This window comes from Pseudomonas sp. S07E 245 (assembly GCF_019599025.1).
In the GTDB taxonomy this organism is placed as follows: domain Bacteria; phylum Pseudomonadota; class Gammaproteobacteria; order Pseudomonadales; family Pseudomonadaceae; genus Aquipseudomonas; species Aquipseudomonas shirazensis.
Window position 1 is genome coordinate 986970 of sequence record NZ_CP080625.1, and the last position, 18023, is coordinate 1004992.

Annotated in this window: 16 protein-coding genes; 9 read left to right on the forward strand and 7 right to left on the reverse strand. The window is 62.7% G+C overall.

Annotation, left to right across the window (positions count from 1 at the left end; genetic code table 11):
• Nucleotides 1–53 precede the first annotated feature (53 nt).
• Together K3F44_RS04405 and K3F44_RS04410 are read left to right on the forward strand one after the other, a co-directional pair.
• Nucleotides 54–884 carry a DUF692 domain-containing protein gene (locus K3F44_RS04405; protein ID WP_220633399.1) on the forward strand — a complete coding sequence of 277 codons (831 nt, stop codon included), beginning with the start codon at nt 54–56 and terminating at the stop codon, nt 882–884.
• Nucleotides 881–1600: a DUF2063 domain-containing protein gene (locus K3F44_RS04410; RefSeq protein ID WP_220633400.1), complete on the forward strand. Its 720-nt coding sequence runs from the start codon at nt 881–883 to the stop codon at nt 1598–1600. The genes K3F44_RS04405 and K3F44_RS04410 overlap by 4 nt, the downstream gene beginning before the upstream one ends.
• Here the strand turns inward: K3F44_RS04410 and K3F44_RS04415 are convergent.
• Nucleotides 1576–2532: a DMT family transporter gene (locus K3F44_RS04415; RefSeq protein WP_220633401.1), complete on the reverse strand. Its 957-nt coding sequence runs from the start codon at nt 2530–2532 to the stop codon at nt 1576–1578. The two genes, K3F44_RS04410 and K3F44_RS04415, sit on opposite strands and share 25 nt — an antisense overlap.
• A 102-nt stretch (nt 2533–2634) precedes the next feature.
• Between K3F44_RS04415 and K3F44_RS04420 the strand changes: the two genes are divergently transcribed.
• Both K3F44_RS04420 and K3F44_RS04425 read left to right on the forward strand, forming a co-directional pair.
• Nucleotides 2635–3519: a LysR substrate-binding domain-containing protein gene (locus tag K3F44_RS04420; protein ID WP_101318535.1), complete on the forward strand. Its 885-nt coding sequence runs from the start codon at nt 2635–2637 to the stop codon at nt 3517–3519.
• 282 nt (nt 3520–3801) lie between these two features.
• Entirely contained in the window at nt 3802–4971 is a 1170-nt protein-coding gene (locus tag K3F44_RS04425) for a GGDEF domain-containing protein (protein ID WP_220633402.1), read from the forward strand.
• Nucleotides 4972–5033: 62 nt separating this feature from the next.
• Here K3F44_RS04425 and K3F44_RS04430 read toward each other — a convergent pair whose 3' ends face one another.
• The 5 genes from K3F44_RS04430 to K3F44_RS04450 form a co-directional block, all read right to left on the reverse strand.
• Nucleotides 5034–6386 carry a hypothetical protein gene (locus tag K3F44_RS04430; RefSeq protein ID WP_220633403.1) on the reverse strand — a complete coding sequence of 451 codons (1353 nt, stop codon included), beginning with the start codon at nt 6384–6386 and terminating at the stop codon, nt 5034–5036.
• 139 nt (nt 6387–6525) lie between these two features.
• Complete coding sequence (locus K3F44_RS04435; protein WP_150569559.1) at nt 6526–7341, reverse strand: protein phosphatase 2C domain-containing protein; 816 nt, start codon at nt 7339–7341, stop codon at nt 6526–6528.
• A gap of 153 nt (nt 7342–7494) precedes the next feature.
• Entirely contained in the window at nt 7495–9810 is a 2316-nt protein-coding gene (locus K3F44_RS04440; protein ID WP_220634137.1) for a TonB-dependent siderophore receptor, read from the reverse strand.
• Between the two features lie 161 nt (nt 9811–9971).
• Entirely contained in the window at nt 9972–10943 is a 972-nt protein-coding gene (locus tag K3F44_RS04445; protein WP_259407026.1) for a FecR domain-containing protein, read from the reverse strand.
• Nucleotides 10940–11461 (reverse strand): sigma-70 family RNA polymerase sigma factor, encoded by a 522-nt coding sequence (locus K3F44_RS04450; RefSeq protein ID WP_220633404.1) that lies wholly within the window; start codon nt 11459–11461, stop codon nt 10940–10942. Before K3F44_RS04450 ends, K3F44_RS04445 begins: the two co-directional genes overlap by 4 nt.
• 159 nt (nt 11462–11620) lie before the next feature.
• Between K3F44_RS04450 and K3F44_RS04455 the strand changes: the two genes are divergently transcribed.
• The 4 genes from K3F44_RS04455 to K3F44_RS04470 all read left to right on the forward strand — a co-directional run bounded on the left by K3F44_RS04455 (nt 11621) and on the right by K3F44_RS04470 (nt 15967).
• Complete coding sequence (locus K3F44_RS04455) at nt 11621–12142, forward strand: sigma-70 family RNA polymerase sigma factor (RefSeq protein WP_150572992.1); 522 nt, start codon at nt 11621–11623, stop codon at nt 12140–12142.
• On the forward strand, nt 12139–13098 hold the full coding sequence (locus K3F44_RS04460) for a FecR domain-containing protein (RefSeq protein WP_220633405.1): 960 nt from the start codon (nt 12139–12141) through the stop codon (nt 13096–13098). The genes K3F44_RS04455 and K3F44_RS04460 overlap by 4 nt, the downstream gene beginning before the upstream one ends.
• 92 nt (nt 13099–13190) lie before the next feature.
• A complete protein-coding gene (locus K3F44_RS04465) occupies nt 13191–15665 on the forward strand; it encodes a TonB-dependent siderophore receptor (protein WP_220633406.1) in 2475 nt (824 codons plus the stop codon).
• Nucleotides 15666–15682: 17 nt separating this feature from the next.
• Nucleotides 15683–15967 (forward strand): hypothetical protein, encoded by a 285-nt coding sequence (locus tag K3F44_RS04470; protein WP_220633407.1) that lies wholly within the window; start codon nt 15683–15685, stop codon nt 15965–15967.
• 88 nt (nt 15968–16055) lie between these two features.
• Here K3F44_RS04470 and K3F44_RS04475 read toward each other — a convergent pair whose 3' ends face one another.
• Nucleotides 16056–17264, reverse strand: coding sequence for an MFS transporter (locus K3F44_RS04475; protein ID WP_220633408.1), 1209 nt, complete (start codon nt 17262–17264; stop codon nt 16056–16058).
• Nucleotides 17265–17399: 135 nt separating this feature from the next.
• Between K3F44_RS04475 and K3F44_RS04480 the strand changes: the two genes are divergently transcribed.
• Nucleotides 17400–17999, forward strand: coding sequence for a TetR/AcrR family transcriptional regulator (locus K3F44_RS04480; protein WP_188035733.1), 600 nt, complete (start codon nt 17400–17402; stop codon nt 17997–17999).
• Nucleotides 18000–18023: the final 24 nt, after the last annotated feature.

Genomic DNA, 18023 nt, shown 5'->3' on the forward strand with positions numbered 1-18023 from the left:
GCCTCGATCCTCGGTATGGATCAGGCCTGCGGCACTTGCCCGGAGTACCAAGCATGAACAACCCGCATCTGCGCACCGGCCTAGGCCTCCGTCGCGGCCTGTTACCCGAATTGCTGACGATGCCCCTGGGGGCGGTAGACTTTCTCGAGTGCGCCCCGGAAAACTGGATCGGTGTCGGTGGCAGCCATGGCCGCAGCCTGGCCCAGCTGGCTGAACGCTTTGCCATCAGTTGCCATGGGCTATCGCTGTCACTCGGCGGCATCGCACCGCTGGACCGGACCCTGCTGACCAGCACCCGGCAGTTTCTGGATCGCTTTGAGGTCCGGCACTATAGCGAACACCTCAGCTATTGCAGCGATGACGGTCACCTCTACGACCTGTTACCGATACCCTTCACTGATGAAGCCGTGCGCCACGTCGCCGCGCGCATTCGTCAGGCTCAGGACCAGTTGGGCAGGCGAATCGCGGTCGAAAACATCAGCTACTACGCCGCGCCTTACCAGGCCATGAGCGAACTGGCGTTTATCCGCGCGGTACTGGACGAGGCTGACTGCGATCTGCTGCTGGATATCAACAATGTCTACGTCAATGCCTGCAATCATCGCTATGACCCCGTCGACTTTCTTCACGGTTTGCCCCGCGAGCGGGTCACTGCCATGCACGTGGCGGGTCACTATGACGAAGCCCCCGACCTCAAGGTCGACACTCACGGCGCGCCGGTGAAAGAGCACGTCTGGGACCTGTACGCAGTGGCCTGCGAGCGCTTTGGCGTGCAGCCGACGGTTCTTGAACGCGATTTCAACTACCCGCCATTGGCCGAGCTTCTGGCCGAAACGGCGCGCATTGCAATGGCGCAACAAGCCCGCGGGAGGCGTGCAGCATGAACCTGCATCAGCAGCAATTGCAGATGGCCAACTACGTGCGCGACCCCGTGCGCAACCCGCCGCCGGCCGATATCGAGGCTCGGCGCCTGCGGGTCTATCGCGAGCTGTTCTACAACAGCATCGAAGGGCTGCTGGCAGCCAGTTTCCCAGTGATGCGAGCAACCCTGGGCGAGCTGGTCTGGCACGCGAGAGTGCGTGATTTCTATGCCGCTTACCGTAGCCAGACGCCGCTGTTTACCGAGGTCGGCGGGGCATTCATCGAGTACCTGCACGAGGCTGATCTGGACGCCCCGTGGCAACTGGAACTGGCCCATTACGAATGGATCGAAGCGCAGCTTTTCCTGAGCGCTGATGAGGCCTTCACCCAGCTGGATACAGCCGATCTGCTGGAGGGCGAGCCAACACTGTCGTGCCTGGCGCGGATCCTGGCGTACCGCTGGCCGGTCGATCGGATCGGCCCCGGCTATCAGTCTTCAGCGCCACCTGCATCGCCAACCTTGTTGCTGGTTTATCGCGATCAGCACCTGCAGGTGCGTTTCGCCCGACTCACCCCAATGGCCTACCAGTTACTGGCCGGGCTCAGCGGCAGCGGACGGCAGCGCTTGCAGGCGCTGGGCGACGAGCAGGTTCAGGCGCAGGGCTTGGCGCTGCTCGAAGACCTACACGCGCAGCAGCTTGTCATCGCCGCAAATTACCTGGCGGGTGCCTCGGCCTGAGCCTCGGCGGATTTCTTCGCCGGCGGCTTCAACCGGGTGACTCCCAACAGCACCAGTGCCATGCCTGCCACTTGATACAGTGAAATCTGCTCACTGAGAATCGCCCACGACGCCAGCACCGTCAGTACCGGGCCGAGGTTGCCGACAGCCGCCGTCTGAGTAGGCCCCAGGCGCTGAATCGCCAGGGCCAGCCAGTAGATTGGCAGCACCGTGGAGAATACTGCCATCAGTCCGGCATTGGCCCACACCGCAGCCGGCAACTGCGCCAGCTGGCTTGCATCCGCCACCAGCAGGTAGTGGGCCAACACCATCAAACTTGAAGCCGTACCGCACAACCCGGCCAGGCGCATAGAGCCCATGCGCTTGAGCAGCATGCCTGTGCCGCAGTAATACATCGCGTAAGTGACCGCGCTGGCAAACACCCACAACGAGCCGACAATGATCTGCTGGCCTGCGCTGGCACTGCTGACATCGTGCACGAATGCGATGCCCAGGCCGACATAGCAAAGCCCCATCGCCGCCATCGTGCGCAAGGTGGGCCGTTCACGCAGGGCGACGGCCTGGATAAGCAGTACCAAGGTGGGGTAGGTGAACAGGATCAGCCGCTCAAGCCCCGCGCTGATGTACTGCAAGCCATAAAAGTCGAACCAGCTGGCCAGGTAGTACCCAAGCAGCCCCAACACTGCCACCCGCAGCCCATCGGCCACCGTCAACCGTTCGCCACCCTGGCGTTGGCTGAGCCACAGCAACCAGACAAACAGCGGCAGGGCCAACGCCATGCGCATCGCCAGCAGGGTGATTGCATCTACCGCAGCTGCGGTGTAGGCGAGTTTGACGAAGATCGCCTTGAAGCTGAAGCCCAGTGCCGCGAGCACTGCAAACAGGCTGCCGTTGTCGATCTGGCGTTTGAGCATGGCGTGTAAGCGAGACATGGCGAATCCGGAAACAATTGGTAAGGTTTATTCTGCGCATAACGCGGCGTACTGTAGAATCGCTATTTAGCGAACAAGGCTTTCGTTTTTGGAGAAGACCTGATGCACTTCGACCTTGCTGATCTGCGCCTGATCGCGGCGATCGCCAGCAGCGGAAGCCTGAGTAAAGCCGCGGCCACCTTTCCGGTAGCCGTCTCGGCTGCCAGCAACCGCCTGCGTCTGTTCGAGCAACGCAGCGGTTTGACCTTGTTCAACCGCCGCGCCGACGGTATGCAACTGACGCCCTCCGGGCGGCTGGTGCTGGAAGCTGCCCGTGGTGTGCTCGGCGAGGCAAGCAAGCTGCAGGCGACCCTGCACGAACTGGCCGGGCAACGCCGAATTACCCTGCATCTGGCAGCGTCGACGGTGACCAACAGCACCTTGCTGCCGGCGGTGCTGGGGCCGTTCCTGGCGGACTACCCGCAGGTCGATCTGCAGTTGGTCGAGCACAAAAGCATCGATGTACTGCGCGTGGTGCTGGCCGGCGAGTGCGAAATCGGCGTGTATGACGGCAACCTGGTCAATGACGGTGTCGTGTCGCTGCCGTTTCGTACCGAACGGCTTGTGCTGCTGGTGCCCGCCGAGCATGCGCTGGCCGAGCGCGGCCCGTTGCGGCTGGTCGACGCGCTGGATTTTGCTTTTGTCTGCCTGCCGGCCGAACGCGCCATGCAACGCTTTGTCGAGGAGCTGGCGATGAACCTGGCCATGCCATTGAAGGTGCGGGTCAGGGCGCCCAGCTTCGAGGCGATAGCGCAGTTGGTCGCGCAACACGCCGGCATTGCCATCGTGCCGCAGACCGCTGCCGTGCGCGCCGAGCAGGAGTTGGCCGTGCGCTGGCTGCCACTGCAGGAGCGCTGGGCCACGCTGGAGCTCAGGGTGTGCTTTCGCAGCTGGGAAGGACTCAGCTCGCATGGACGGCTGTTGGTGAGCTTTCTGACCGGGCAGTGAGGCGCCGCACAGAGCCCCGGTCGTCAGTTGCGATCACCGAGAACGTGCTCAACGACATCGAGGGCGCGTTGCAGACCATGACCGCTCAAGGAGCTGGATGACCAGTGCCATGAAGTACAAGGGTTTTTATTGAGCAGACCACTGGACAATTGCGTTTTGGTGCGGATGATGCATGAACAAATCGCCACGACGGAAATCGTGCGCTAGGCATACCGCGCAGGGTCGCGCAGAGCGGTTTACACCGTGCCATTTCATCACTTCTGCATACAGGCCCGTCAATCCATGGCGCTCGACCCCCCAACGATGTTGACCATCTCGATAGCCCTTGCCGCCGCTGCGGCGCTGTACCTGGCGGTCGAGTGGCGCACCGTGCGTGAATCTTCATTGCTGTATTGGAGCGCAGGCTTCGCCACCATTACCGTCGGCTGCGTACTGTCGTTGATGCGTTTGCAGGGAATGCTGTTGATCGGCATCTGGTTCGCCAATGGCCTGCTGGTTACGGCGCACTTTTTGTTCCTGCTGGGGGTGGCGCGCTTCACCGAAACTCGCCTGTCACGGGGCTGGTATTCGATTTTTGTCATCTGGACGGCACTGTTGCTGCTGCCAGACGGGCCTGAATGGTCAAAGCTGATGCTGCTGGCCAACTCGCTGCTGGTGGCGGTCACGACGCTCAAAGCCAGCTCGCTGCTGCGCCCGCATGGGCTGTCGCTGAGCGTGGGTGCGGTGCAGTTGCGCTTTGTGCTGCTGCTGCACGGGCTGTTCTACCTGGCCAAGATGATCCCGCCATTGATGCCCGGCACGTTGATTGACCTGGCGGCGTTCCGTGGCGAGATCATCCAGATTTCGCTGGTTGAAGGGGCGATGGCGATCATGCTGATCGCATTGTCGATGACCGGCACCGAGCGCTATCGCCGCGAACAGCAGATCGCCCGCCTGGCCGCGCGCGACCCGCTGACCGCAATGTACAACCGGCGTGCTCTGGAGGTGCGGGCGCCGCGCCTGCTGGGTCAGGTCAGCGCCGCGCGCCCGGGGGCGCTGTTGATCATCGATATCGACAACTTCAAGATGGTCAACGACCTGCTCGGCCACGCTGCCGGCGATCGCCTGCTGGTGGCGCTGAGCGAGATGATTCGTGGGTTGGTGCCTGCCCATGCGCTGGCTGCCCGGTTGGGCGGCGACGAGTTCATCATCTTGCTTGGCAACACCAGTCGTGAACGGGTCAACCAGCTGGGCGACAGCCTGCGCGAGCAGTTCCAGCTACTGACCTCAGGCTCTTATGCGACACCTGCGGCGGTAACCTTGAGCATTGGTGCCAGCTTGTTCGATCAGCCGCCCAGTAGTCTCACAGCGTTGATCGAGCAGGGTGACAAAGCGCTTTATGAAACCAAGCGGGCAGGGCGCAACAGCATTAGTCTGGTTGATTTGACCCTGGGCACTCCGGTGGTCGATTGAGCACAGCTGCCAACTAATTGACTGCGATGGAGCGGGTTATGGGCGGTCTCGACGAAAAGCTGTCACTGCGCGTTGATGATTACCGTGCGAGCCATGCAGTCTTTGCAGTTGACTACAGTTTCAATCTGGTTGGCTTGCGCATGCACAGCCGCTGAACCGCAGCTTACGCAGTGCAGCCTGGTGCCGGACGCGGCCGCTGCGCCGCCAGGCGTGGGCAATTGGCTGATGTAGGCAAACAAGGTCTGTTCCAGGCCATGGTCATCCAGTTTCAGTACCACGCCATGCAGGACTTGGCTGAAGCCTGACCGCGGTGCCTTCACCTCGTAGCCGGGCCAACGAAACGGCCAGCGCTCGTCGACCGCACGCTGGCCAAGCGCGAGCATCCGCCCGGGGATGGTATTGGAGGCGATGTGTTTGTTTACCTGACACTGCGCGGCAAACGCCAGCGCGCCGCGAATGGCCGTATTGGTCAGCGACCAGATACTGCGTATGGGCAGTTGTAACAGGAGCTGCGCGGCCACCTCACGGGATTTTTTCCACGCATCGAACGGCAGGCCGTGATCGGCCGCTCGGCTGAGGATGTAGGCATACACCTCTTCCACAGCCAAGCGGTGGAGTACTTCGACGATCTCGCCATGCCAGGCCGCCAGCGGCCCCTGTGACAAGTCATCGAGCAGCGCCTGCTGCAGTTGCGTCAGGCTCGCCCGCTCCGGGCCGGTCAGGTAGACATTGACGATCCAGCACACTTTGTCCAGCCGCGGTACCAGTGCCGAGCCGGTGCTGAAGGCATCCACGGCTGAACCTGGATCGATCACCAGCACTTTGCGCTCGCGCAGCGTCTGCAACAACGCGCTGTCCATGTCCTGCGTGGGTGTGAGGCGGGCATCGCCGCGCAACTCGGCCAAGGGCGCCAGGCGCTGGTTGGCCTGGTCTGCATGGGTCATGAGCAAGGCCAGCAATTGCACTTTGCTGGTGAAGTCCAGCGAGGCGAGCGGCACGCCGGGGATATCATCCAGCGACCACTGTGTTCGAATCCGCTGACGACGCTCCAGGGTTTGTTGCTTTTGCTGGGCCATTCGTGATGCCTTGCAGGGCGCGCAGGTGCAATAACGCAGCAGGCGGGTCCGGCCAGGCGGGTAGTGACGATGATCGCAGCCCTTGCAGAAGGCTGGATCAAGATTCCAGCTGGTCGCCGTCTTGCCCCTGCGTCGCTCATACATCGGCACGGCGCAGTAAGGGCAGGTCACGTCCGGCGACGCGATCGGCGGAAAGCTCTTGATCAGGCAGTTGGGTGCAAGGTCGAGGTTATAGCGCTGAATCAGAGCGGCGTTTTTGGCGCCACCGAGGTATTCCTGGTAGAGCTTTTCGACCTGTTCAGCGCTCAAGTGGCGCAGCTTGTTTTGATAGTCCGACAAACCTGATTTCTCCCTCGGAAACATCGCCTTGGTGTGAGGGAGGATCATGCGGCGCATCGATTTAGCCTGGGAAGAGCCAACAGGGCCGATCCTTCCTAAGCGTTTGTAGGGCGTTTCCCAAGCATTGCCGTTGGGGGCTTCAGCTTACCCGGAGCCAGATGGCGGAGGCATCGTCACTGGCTTTGAATCGGGGGTAACGCAGGCAGGCAGCATCTTCCTTTTCGATCCGACGTAGCTGCAGTGCCAGATCCGCCAGGCCGTGGTGCAGCAGATGGGCGATGAAGTCAGCGGGAGTGAAGGCCGCGTAGCTGTCCAGCAACGCGCTGAAACCGTCGCTCATCAGGACCAGGTCGTCGCCCGCTGCCACTGGCGTGCGGGTGTAGCGCAGGGCAGCGCGGGCGGCCTGGGCATCTACGCTGAGGACTGCCTTGGGCCGCTCCCGCGCCAGCCTGCGGTCAGCGATGATGGCCGGTGTGCGTACGCCATGGGCGCCAGTGCCCGGGCCCAGGGCTGCGGCTTCGGCGCTTTCAGCCTGGCGGTCTGGCGCGGGGGTGAGGAAGGCAATGCCTTGCGCACTGCGGTGCAGCACTGCGCAGTCGCCGAGAAAGCTGCAGCTCAGCTGATCGCCTTCGAGCGCTACCGCCGCGAACGAGGCGCGGGGCAGTTCCCAGGTCGCGAGCGGAAGGCGCTGACGCTGGCGTTCGTAGTCACGGGCAACGTGCTCGAAAACCGATTCACACACCTGCTCCAGGTTACCTTCAGCACCCGCAAAAGCCCGCTGCGCGGCCGCCGCCAGCCATGCTGCGCCGCCGCGTTGGCCGAGCAGGCCAGGCGGGCCGAGGTCGGTGGCGCCATCGATCACCCACGCGTGCAGGTCTGCGCTGCCAATGCGGTCGTCGTTGGCGACGTCTGGCTTGCCGGCCAGGCTCAGGCTCTGGATAAGGTCGAGGTGCATGGTCGATCGGTCTTCTTGGCGGGTGGCTGGGAGGGGTTGGACCGGGTATTGGCCCGCGGGTTCGTTCAGCTCGCGGGCGCGTTCCAGCATACCTGATGACCCTGGTCGCATTCGAGTAGGGCAGTAGGTGGGGGTTGAGTCCCCAGGCCAACCTCAGAAGCTGTACTTGAAACTGGTCATCAGATTGCGCGGCGCGCCGTACACGCTATATAACCCGGACTGGCTGTAATACTCGCGATCGAACACGTTATTGATGTTCAGCGCAGCACTGAGGTTGCGGCTGATGTCGTAGCGAGCCATCAGGTTGGTAACCGCATAGCTGCTCTGGCTGAAGGTGTGCAAGTCAGCGCCAACCTTGCTCTGCCAGTTCACCCCGCCGCCAATCGTCAGTTTGTTCAGCGGCCCGTGCAGCCGGTAGCTGGTGAAGGTCTTCACGCTGTTGCGCGGCAGGTTGGTATTGATGCGCTGGTCATCGGCATCGGTGGTCACCGAATAGGCATAGCCGGCGGACGCCTGCCAGCCTTCGGCCAGTTCGCCGTTCAGTTCCAGCTCGATGCCCTTGGATGTGGTGTCCTGCTCGGCGCTGTAGACGTTGTCGTGCTGCCAGATGGCAAGGTTGTCCTGCTCCAGCTTGAACAGCGCAAGGCTTGAGTTGAGCTTGCCGTCGAGGTGCGAGCCTTTGATGCCGATCTCGTAGCCGACGCCTTCCATCGGGTCGAGCGGGTTGTTGTCCTCATCGGTCACCCACGACGCTTGCGGGTTGAAGATCTTGGTGTAGCTGGCATACAGCGACCAGGTCTGATCAAGGTCGTAGACCACCCCGGCATACGGGATGAACACGCCGCTCTCTTTGCGCTTGACCTCGGTCTCGGCGCCGCCGTACGGGCGCTCGGAGGTGTCGCGCTGCCAGTCGATCAGGCGGCTGCCGAGGATCAGGCTGAGGTCTTCGCTGACGCTGAAGCGCGAGGTCAGGTAGGCCGCGTACTGGTCTTCATCGATCGACGACTTGCCGCTCTCGGTGAAGGTGGGCTTGGCCGAGTTGCCGTCCCAGTCGAACAGGTTGTCGATCGCGCCGGCAGGCGAGCCGGCATAGTCGTAGCCCCAACCGCCCCAGCCGGGCACGCTTTCCTTGTACTGGGACAAGGTCATACCGGTGATCAGCTCGTGCTCGCGGCCGAACAGGCTGAAGGGCCCGGTGGCGTAGACATCGAGGTTGTCCTGGCGTGGCGTACCGGAGAAGCGCACGGGCAGTTGCGACAGGCCGCTGCCGTCGGTATTCAAGTCGCCCATGGCGAAGTTGAACACTTCATCGAACTTGTTTTCAGCGTGGGTCAGCTCGATCTTGCCGCTCCAGCCGTTGCCCAGTTGCTGTTCGATGGAGGTGAAGAAGCTGGTTTGCTCGTGGTCGTTGTAGGACCAGTCCGGGGCGGCGTTGAGCGAGCGCTTGAGGCTGGTGCGCTGGCCGGTGCTGAAGCGCGACGGCAGGCCCGAGCGCAGCGGCGAGTCGACGTCGCTGCGCAGGTAGCTGAAGCCCAGGGTCAGCAGGGTGTCTTCAGTCAGGTCGAACTCGGTGATGCCGTAGATCAGCTGCGACTGCGAAGAGTAGCGGTCGATCCAGGCCTTCTCGGTCTTGTAGTCGGCGACGAAGCGGCCGCGGATGTTGCCCGCGTCGGTCAGCGGGCCCGAGACGTCGAAGCCTGTGCCGTAGCGGTCCCAGGTGCCGGCCTCGCCGGTGATGCTGGCCTGCGCATCGGCTGTCGGGCGCTTGCGGATCAGGTTGATGGTCGCCGACGGGTTGCCCATGCCGCTGATCAAACCGGTGGCGCCGCGGACGATTTCGACGCGGTCGTACATCGCCATGCTCTGCGAGTAGTTGTCCAGACGAGTGTTGGTGGGCACGCCGTCGACCTCGTAGTTCTGGATGGCAAAGCCGCGTGACCAGTACGAGTCGCTCTCGGCGCCGAGGCCGTCGCGCACGACGATGATGCCGGGGGTGGCCTCGAGGGCATCGGTGAGGTTGGTCAGGCGCTGGTCATCGAGGCGCTGGCGGGTCATCACGGTGAGCGACTGCGGGGTTTCCTGCGGGGTCAGGTTGAGGCGGGTCGAGCTGCTTGACGAATAGGTGGTGTAGAGGCCGGTGCCTTCGGTGGTCGAGCCGGGGGCTTTGCCGGAGATGGATACCGCGCTCAGCTCCATCGCGCCGCTGCTGCTGGCTTGCAGGGTGTAGTTGCCGTTGGCACTGCGGCTGGCCTCCAGGCCACTGCCGGCAAGCAGCATGGCCAGGCCCTGGTCAACGTCGAAGTTGCCGTGCAGGCCGGCGGTGCTGCGCCCGTCGGTGAGGGTGCTGGGGTAGCTCAGCAGAATATGGGCGGCCTGGCCAAAGCGGCTCAGGGCTGGCGCGAGCGGGCCGGCCGGGATGTCGAAGTCGGCCTGGGCCTGCTCGGCGGCGCTGGCCCAGGTGGGCAGCATCAGCAGCGGTGCGGTGGCGGTGATGCAGGTGATGGCCTGGACCACGGCGCCGGCCAGTTTATGCTTGAGATTCACGCGTTGTTCCCCGATTGAATGGATTGTCTGGGGGTTAAGTCTCGCGAGGATCAAAAAGGGACCACCCTTGCGCAGATTTTTTTGCGTCAGGCGATGCGTGGCTTCAATGTCACCCAGTATCGGGTGAAATGCTCGACCTCAAGCTGCAGGGTGTTGGCCACGGCGAGGATGACCTTGTCGGTGTCGGCCAGCGGGAAGGTGCCGGATACACGTAGCCTGGCCAAAGCGGGATCACAGGCCAGATGGCCGCGGCGGTAACGGCTCAGTTCAGCGATGAATTCTGCCAGTGGCTGGTTTTGAGCGACCAGCATGCCCTGGCTCCAGGCAGGGGCGGCGAGCGGTTCAGGTTGCCGGTTGACTACGCCGGTTTCGGCAAAGCTGGCCCGCTCGCCGGCTTGCAGAGTGATCGGCGGCTGCGCCAGCAGGGCAGGGCTGAGCACCAGCGTGCCGCGGTAGACGCTGATCTGAGTAACGCCTGCGCGTTGCCTGACGCTGAACTGCCCCAGTTGCGCCTCAAGCCGGCCCTGAGCGGTGTGTACCGACAGCATGCGCCGGGCGCCGGCGTTGCTACGGGTGATCAGCAGCTCGCCGCGCAGCAGTTGTATCCGCCGCTGGTTCTGTTCGGTGGCGACGTTGACGGCCGTGTCAGTGTTCAATTGCAGCTCAGTGTCATCGGCGAGGCTGATGCGCCGTTGTTCGCCGACCCGGCTGTGATAATCGGCGCTGAAGTCTTGCACCAGGGCTGTGTCCTTCATGTACCAGGCACTGGCGCCGGCGGCCATCAACACGCTCAGTTGCTTGAGCACACTGCGTCGCGACGAGCCTGGGCGCAGCGCCGCCTGGGCCAGACGGCGCTGGCCCGGATTACGCAGGTCGCCCATGCGCTGGGCGAATGCTTCGGCGCGTTGCCAGGCATGTTCATGCATCGGCTGCGCCTGCCTCCAGGCCATCCACGCGGCGAGGGTGGCCGGGCTGACCTCAGGTTCCTGCAACTCGAAATGCCAGCGCATGGCCTGCTCGGCTATTTCCGCGGTAATCGGCGACGTGCTGCTGGTCACGGCAGGTCCAGGCTGTCATCGAGGACGATGCACCGCGCGCTGGCTTTGATGATGTAGCGCTTGATGGTAGTTACCGATAGCTTGAGCCGGTCGGCAATCTCGGCGTGGCCGAGGCCATCGACCTGCGACAGCAGAAACGCCTCGCGCACCGGCCGCTCCAGGCTTTCGAGCATGGCATCGAGGGCGATCAAGGTTTCGAGCAGGATTGCCTGGGTTTCCAGGCTTGGCGCAACCAGCTCGGGCATTGCCGCCAGCGCTTCGAGATAGGCGCGTTCGATTTTCTGCCGGCGGTAATGGTTGCACAGCACGCTCTGCGCCACCTTGGCGAGAAAGGTCCGCGGTGCGTGCAGCGCTGGCAGCTGCTCTTTGGCCAGCAGGCGCATGAAGGTGTCCTGGGCCAGATCCGCTGCGCTGTGCGAGCAACTCAGGCGTTGCCGCAGCCAGCCCGTCAACCAGCTGTGTTGCTGACGGTAGAGCACAGCCACGTTGCACAGGGCAGGTTGGGAGGATGGGAGCATGATCTGCAGGCGCCGATGGGAAGTGTCGCAAACGATAATGCTTATCATATATACGGCTCGGGGCGATGCGCAACAGGTGCGAATCGGTTGGCTATTGCAAAGCTACTGGCCACCGCACGACAATAAGAGTCATTACCACTCGCGAAACGTTCTATTGCCATGTCCGCCAATGATGCGTCCCTGCACACCGCCGTCAATGACCTGTACTGCGAGCATCACGGCTGGCTCAATCGCTGGTTGCGCCAGCGCCTGGGCAATGCTTTCGATGCCGCCGATCTGACCCAGGACACCTTCGTGCGCGTGCTCAAGGCGCGCAGCGCCCTGGAGATCCGCGAGCCGCGGCCGTACTTGTCGAGGATCGCCAACGGTTTGCTGATCGACCTGTTTCGGCGCCGTTCGCTCGAACAGTCCTACCTGCAGGCACTGGCCGCCATGCCTGAAGCGCTGCAGCCGTCTCCGGAAGAGCAGGCGATCATGCTGCAGGCGTTGGTCGAGATCGACCGCTTGCTGCAAGGCCTGGGGCCTAAGGTCAAACAGGTGCTGATCCTGTCGCAGTTCGACGGCTTGAGTTACCCGCAGATCGCCGCGCAGTTGGGTATCAGCCTGCGCAGCGTCAACAAGCATATGGCCAAGGCCATGGAGCACTGCTGCTTGATGCAGATCCAGATGCAGCTGGCATGAGCCTGACCCTCGCTGAACGGCAAGCGATCAGCGCCGCAGCGCGCTGGTACGCAGCGCTGCAATCAGGGGTCGCTACCGACGCCGAGCGGGCGGCCTGGAACGCCTGGCTGCTGGCCGATCCTGTTCACCTGCAGGCCTGGCAGCGTATGACTGCCGTTGCCGAGCAGATGGCCAGCGTGCCAGGTGCGGTGGCGGCACCGGCATTGCGTGGCCTCGAGCGCTCGCGCCGACAGGTGCTGCGCAGCGTCATGATCCTGGTGCCTGCTGCGTCACTGGGTTGGCTGAGCTGGCGCAGTGATACGCCGCAGCAGCTGTTTGCCGATTTTCGGACCACGGTTGGTGAGCGTCGCCAGTTTCAGTTGGCGGATGGCAGCAGCCTGTGGCTGAACACCGATTCGGCAGTCAACGTGAGGTACGACGGCAGCCAGCGTCTGCTTGATTTGCTGCAGGGCGAGATTCTGATCAGCACGGCCCCTGACGCTGCGCAGCGGCCGTTCAAAATCCACACCCGTCACGGCGAGGTACTGGCGCTGGGCACGCGCTTCATCGTTCGCACTCACGAGCAGAACGCCGAGGTCGCCGTAATCGAGAAGGCGGTAGAGGTCCGCACGGCCAGCGCTGGCGCAGCCATTCGGGTCGAAGCGGGGCAGCGGCTGGACTTCAATAAACGCTCGTCGGGGGCTGTGCAGCGCAGTGATGCCTCCGTGGGCGCCTGGCAGCAGGGCAGCATCATTGCCGTGGAGCGGCCGTTGGCTGAGCTGTTGGCGGATCTGTCGCGTTATCGCCGCGGCGTGCTGCGTTGCGATCCGCAGATTGCCCGGATGAAGGTCTCCGGAGCGTTCCCGGTCGATGACACCGACCTTGCCCTTACCGCACTGGAAAGTGGCCTGTCGCTGCGGGTCACGCGCTTCAGCCGCTACTGGGTGCATGTCTCGGCAGCGGCCGTGGCCCATTGAAAAAAATTCGCAGGCATGTGCACTTTTTACCGACGCCGTTCGGCTCATCCCCCAATACGTTTTATTGAGCAATGTTCAGGGGGAGGGTAGGCATGTCTGCAATGCACAAACGGGGTCGTCTGGCGACCGCAGTCAGGGCTGGATTGTTGGCCGCAAGCATGGCCAGTGTATGGTCGACGGCAACAGTCGCCGCTCCGGCGCAGGAGCAAGGCGCGGCGCGGGCGTTCGCGATTGGCCCGGGCAGCCTGACCGAGGTACTCGGCCGCTTCGCCAGCGCAGCGGGTGCTGCGATCTCTTTTGATGGCCGCCAAACAGCCGGGCTGCAGTCGCCAGGGCTCAATGGGCAGTTCAGCATTGGCGAAGGTTTTGCGCGGATTCTTGCCGGCAGCGGCCTGCAGGCCGAAGCGCAGGCTGACGGCACCTATGTGCTGCGTGCTGCGCCCGCTACTGGTTCGGCAATGGAGCTGGGCGCCACCACCATCAACGGCCAGGTGCTTGGCGCCACTACCGAGAACAGCGGCTCGTATACTACCGGCGCGGTCTCCATCGGCAAGGGTGAGCACTCGCTCAAGGAAACACCGCAGTCGGTCACGGTGATGACCCGCAAGCTGCTCGATGACCAGAATCTCAACACCATCGACCAAGTCATGGAAAAGACTCCGGGCATCACCGTGTATGACTCGACCATGGGTGGAAAATACTTCTACTCTCGCGGTTTCCGCATGTCGGGCCAGTACCAGTACGACGGCGTGCCGCTGGACATGGGCAACCTGTACGTGCAGGCCGACAGCTTCAGCAGTGACATGGCCTATTACGACCGGGTCGAAGTCCTGCGCGGCGCCGCCGGCATGATGAAAGGCGCGGGCGGCACCGCCGGTGGCGTCAACTTTGTGCGCAAGCGTGGCCTGGCCGCTGCCCACACCGATGTCACCCTGTCGGGCGGCAGTTGGGACAATTACCGTGGACAGGTCGACACGGGCGGCCCGCTGAATGCGTCCGGCACGCTTCGCGGCAGGGCGGTGATCGCGCAGCAGAGCCGGCACTACTTCACCGATGACGCCAGCCGCAAGGATCAGGTCTATTACGGCGCACTCGATTTCGATCTCGGCCCTGACACTACCCTGGGCCTCGGTGTCGCCTATGAAGACGTCGACGCCAATCCATGCTGGGGTGGCTTGCCGCGCTATCGCGATCGCAGTGACCTAAAGCTGAGCCGCTCGACCTGCCTGGACCCTTCGTGGAATACCTGGCGCAGCCAACGCACTACCGTATTCAGTGACCTCAAGCACCAGTTCAATGATGACTGGCAGCTCAAGGTCGCCAGCGTCCATTCAACAAACACCCAGGATATCAAATACGCTTTCGCCTCCGGCGCTGTTACCCCTGGCGTCGACACCACCGGTATGCTCGGCAGCATGTATGACTACGACCAGGTCGACTATGGTCTGGATGCCTATGTCGATGGCAAGTTCGCAGCGTTTGGCCGGCAGCACGAGTTGGTGTTCGGCGCCAATGCGAGCCGCGCCGACAAGGACGACTTCTATTCGGTCGCGTTTCTGCCGCAACGACAGAATGTATTCAACCCTGACAAGAATATCCCTGAGCCGGATGACAGCTACTTCATCGACAATGCGTCGCGCGGTGGCCCGGTCAAATCGGTTACCAAACAGAGAGGCGTGTACTCGACGCTGCGCCTGAAACTGGCCGATCCGCTGACGCTGGTGGTCGGTGGACGGGTCAGTTGGTACAGCTCAGAGACCGATTCGGAGTTCCTCAACGGCGTTGCCCCACAGCATTCGCGCAGCCGCGAGACCGGCCAGGTGACCCCGTTTGCCGGCGTACTGCTGGACCTCAATGACAACCTGACGGCCTACGCCAGCTACTCGGATATCTTCACCCCGCAAGGCAATTACCGCGATGAAGCCGGATCGGCGCTCAAACCGTTGGTAGGCCAGAGTTACGAGTTGGGGATCAAGGGCGCCTGGTTCGACGGTCGCCTCAACAGCGCGTTCAACCTGTTCCGCACCCTACAAAAGGACCAGGCGCAGACGGATTACTTTTCGTCATGCCCGTCTTCCGACGGCTATTGCTATGTCAACGCCGGTAAGGTTCGTGCGCAGGGTTTCGAGGCTGAAATCAGCGGCGAAGTCATCGAGCGCCTGCAACTGATGGCGGGCTATACCTACACCCAGACCAAGACCCTCGACGACATCGACGCCAGCCTCAACGGCGCAGCGTTCAACAGCTATGTGCCGCGGCATGTACTGCGGATGTGGGGTGAATATGCCTTGGACGGGGCGCTCGAGCGCTTCACGGTTGGGGCAGGGGTGAATGCGCAAAGTGACAATTTCCGCCTGTCGCCTGCCAGCGGCGAGAAAATCACCCAGGCAGGTTACGTGGTCTGGAATGGACGGATCGGTTACCGCATCGATGACACCTGGTCGCTGGCACTGAACGCTAATAACCTGTTCGACAAGCGTTACTATGCAACCATCGGCACCGAGGCGTTCGGCAACTACTACGGTGAGCCGCGCAACTTCATGGCGTCGGTGAAGGCGAGCTTTTGATCAAGGAGACTGCGTTGATGGATCGGGCCTATTGGCTAGCGCTAGGTGGTCGCGCGGCGCAGGATATTTATGCCTGGTCGGCGTTCGTCGCGGCCACGGAGTTTCTCTGGCAGGACGCTGCGCTGGTCAAGGACAGCGATGCCTGGCAGGCGCTGTGGTTTGAACTTGAGATCGTCAATGCGCTGGCATTGGACGAGTGGGATGAGCAGGGGCGACCTGGAGACTGGTCGGTGCGCTGGGGTAAGGATTATCAGCAGGATGCGGCTGAGCTGGCGGGGCGGTTGCTAGCGCTATTGGAGTGATCCGGATTTCGACATGGGAGCTGCGCGGCAGCCCCCAACCATCCAACGGTCTGTTATCAAGGCGCGCCAGTTAGGTGGCGCGAACCGTTCACTCAGTCATCAGCGCAGCCCTTTGCTGGCTGTGCAGCTTTCTCGATGCCTGCAGTGCCACCAGCAGCACTGCACAGGCGGCCCCCAAGGCCAGGGCGAATCCAGCGTGGACACCCGCGCCGTCAACGATTCGCCCGGCACCCGCAGCGCCCATAGCCACGCCAACATTCAGCCCAGCCAGCAGCCAGGTCATGCCCTCGGTCACTTGCTGTTCAGGGACCAACCGCTCGATCAGGGTCATCGCCACAATCATGGTGGGTGCGAAGCACAGGCCCGCCACCAGTACTGCGGCCGCCAGGGCAGGGATGCTGCCCGCAAGCATCAGCGGCAGGGTGGTTACGGCTGTAGCGGCTGCACCGATGAGCAGCTGTCGATGCAGCGCAACGTTCGTCTGCAAAACGCCAAACAGCAAGCCGGACGCGCAAGAGCCGAGCGCATATGCGGCCAGTACCACGCTCGCAGCTGCCGGGTGCTGAAGCTGCTCGGCGAATGCCACGCTGGCGATATCGACGGTGCCGACAATGATGCCCATGCACACCATCAACAGCGTCAGCAGACGCACGCTGCCCAGGCGGATGACCGAGCATGCTGGTGTAGCCAGATTATCGGCAGCAGCAACGCCTGGCTCGGTAGCACGTTGAAGCAGCAGCGCCGTCACGCCAAGCGCCAATACGCTTGCGCTCAGCAACAGCGCAGCTTCTGGAAACACCGCCACAGACAAGCCTACCGCAAGCGGTGGCCCGAGGATGAACGTCACTTCGTCAAGGACCGTTTCCAGCGAATACGCCGTTTGCAGGCAGGGCTGGCCGCGATACAGGGCGGTCCAGCGGGCCCGCACCATTGCCGACATGCTTGGCATGAACCCGGCGAGCAGTGCTGCGATGAACAAACACCAGACTGGCGCCTGCCACCTGGCGCTGGCGGCCAGCATCAACAGGCCGACCACGCTGATCGCGGTCGCGACCGGCAACACGCGGCGTTGCCCATGCAGATCAACCAGCCGCGACAGCTGCGGCGAGAGCAGGGCGTAGGTCAGCACAAAGGTCGCCGAGACCAGCCCTGCCAGGGCATAACTGCCGTAGAGCTGGGATAACAGGGTGATGATGCCGATACCGGTCATTGGCAGAGGTAGCCGTGCCAGCAGGCCTGCGGCGGTAAAAGCAGTGCTGCCAGGTGCGGTGAACAGTGCTCGATAGGTGGGGGCCATGGGGATCTCCTGAAATGCCGACTTGCATGTGCATTGCCCATGCAGGGAAAATACATACGCTGTGTATGAAAGCGATCGTATATTCATACGCTGCGTATGTAAATCATCATTCAGGCCGTAGCCAGGAGAACGCAGATGGTTCGTCGCACCCGTGTCGAGATGGAAGAAACCCGCGCAGCCTTGCTCGCCACCGCGCGCAAGGTGTTCACCGAGCGTGGCTATGCCGACACTTCAATGGATGACCTGACCGCCCAGGCGGGCTTTACCCGCGGCGCGCTATATCACCACTTTGGTGACAAGAAAGGGCTGCTGGCGGCGGTAGTCGAGCAGGTCGACAGCGAGGTGGACGCACGGCTGCAGGCCATTTCTGATTCCGCTGAGAACCCCTGGGAAGGCTTCAGCGGTCGCTGCCAGGCCTATCTGCAGATGGCCCTCGAGCCGGAAATCCAGCGCCTGTTGCTGCGTGATGCCCGAGCGGTGCTGGGCCCTGCCTCGGCCGAGGCGCAGCGCCACTGTGTCGAGTCGATGAAGGGGTTGATCGATGAACTGATGGCGCAAGGGGTAGTAGCCGAGACCGACTCGGAAGCATTGGCATCGTTGATCTATGGCAGCTTGTCAGAGGCAGCGTTCTGGATCGCAGAGGGTGTGCAGGCAACTGCTCGGCTGGAGCGTGCGACGGCCGCGCTGGAGCTGCTGCTGCGTGGGCTGCTTATCAAACCTTATAACCCTCTGTAATCACCTGAAAGTGCTCTAGGATAC

Coding starts and splice junctions, on each gene's coding strand:
- K3F44_RS04405 (WP_220633399.1), top strand. CDS start 54: ATGAACAACCCGCATCTGCGCACCGGCCTAGGCCTCCGTCGCGGCCTG.
- K3F44_RS04410 (WP_220633400.1), top strand. CDS start 881: ATGAACCTGCATCAGCAGCAATTGCAGATGGCCAACTACGTGCGCGAC.
- K3F44_RS04415 (WP_220633401.1), bottom strand. CDS start 2,532: ATGTCTCGCTTACACGCCATGCTCAAACGCCAGATCGACAACGGCAGC.
- K3F44_RS04420 (WP_101318535.1), top strand. CDS start 2,635: ATGCACTTCGACCTTGCTGATCTGCGCCTGATCGCGGCGATCGCCAGC.
- K3F44_RS04425 (WP_220633402.1), top strand. CDS start 3,802: ATGGCGCTCGACCCCCCAACGATGTTGACCATCTCGATAGCCCTTGCC.
- K3F44_RS04435 (WP_150569559.1), bottom strand. CDS start 7,341: ATGCACCTCGACCTTATCCAGAGCCTGAGCCTGGCCGGCAAGCCAGAC.
- K3F44_RS04440 (WP_220634137.1), bottom strand. CDS start 9,810: ATGCTGCCCACCTGGGCCAGCGCCGCCGAGCAGGCCCAGGCCGACTTC.
- K3F44_RS04450 (WP_220633404.1), bottom strand. CDS start 11,461: ATGCTCCCATCCTCCCAACCTGCCCTGTGCAACGTGGCTGTGCTCTAC.
- K3F44_RS04455 (WP_150572992.1), top strand. CDS start 11,621: ATGTCCGCCAATGATGCGTCCCTGCACACCGCCGTCAATGACCTGTAC.
- K3F44_RS04460 (WP_220633405.1), top strand. CDS start 12,139: ATGAGCCTGACCCTCGCTGAACGGCAAGCGATCAGCGCCGCAGCGCGC.
- K3F44_RS04465 (WP_220633406.1), top strand. CDS start 13,191: ATGTCTGCAATGCACAAACGGGGTCGTCTGGCGACCGCAGTCAGGGCT.
- K3F44_RS04470 (WP_220633407.1), top strand. CDS start 15,683: ATGGATCGGGCCTATTGGCTAGCGCTAGGTGGTCGCGCGGCGCAGGAT.
- K3F44_RS04475 (WP_220633408.1), bottom strand. CDS start 17,264: ATGGCCCCCACCTATCGAGCACTGTTCACCGCACCTGGCAGCACTGCT.
- K3F44_RS04480 (WP_188035733.1), top strand. CDS start 17,400: ATGGTTCGTCGCACCCGTGTCGAGATGGAAGAAACCCGCGCAGCCTTG.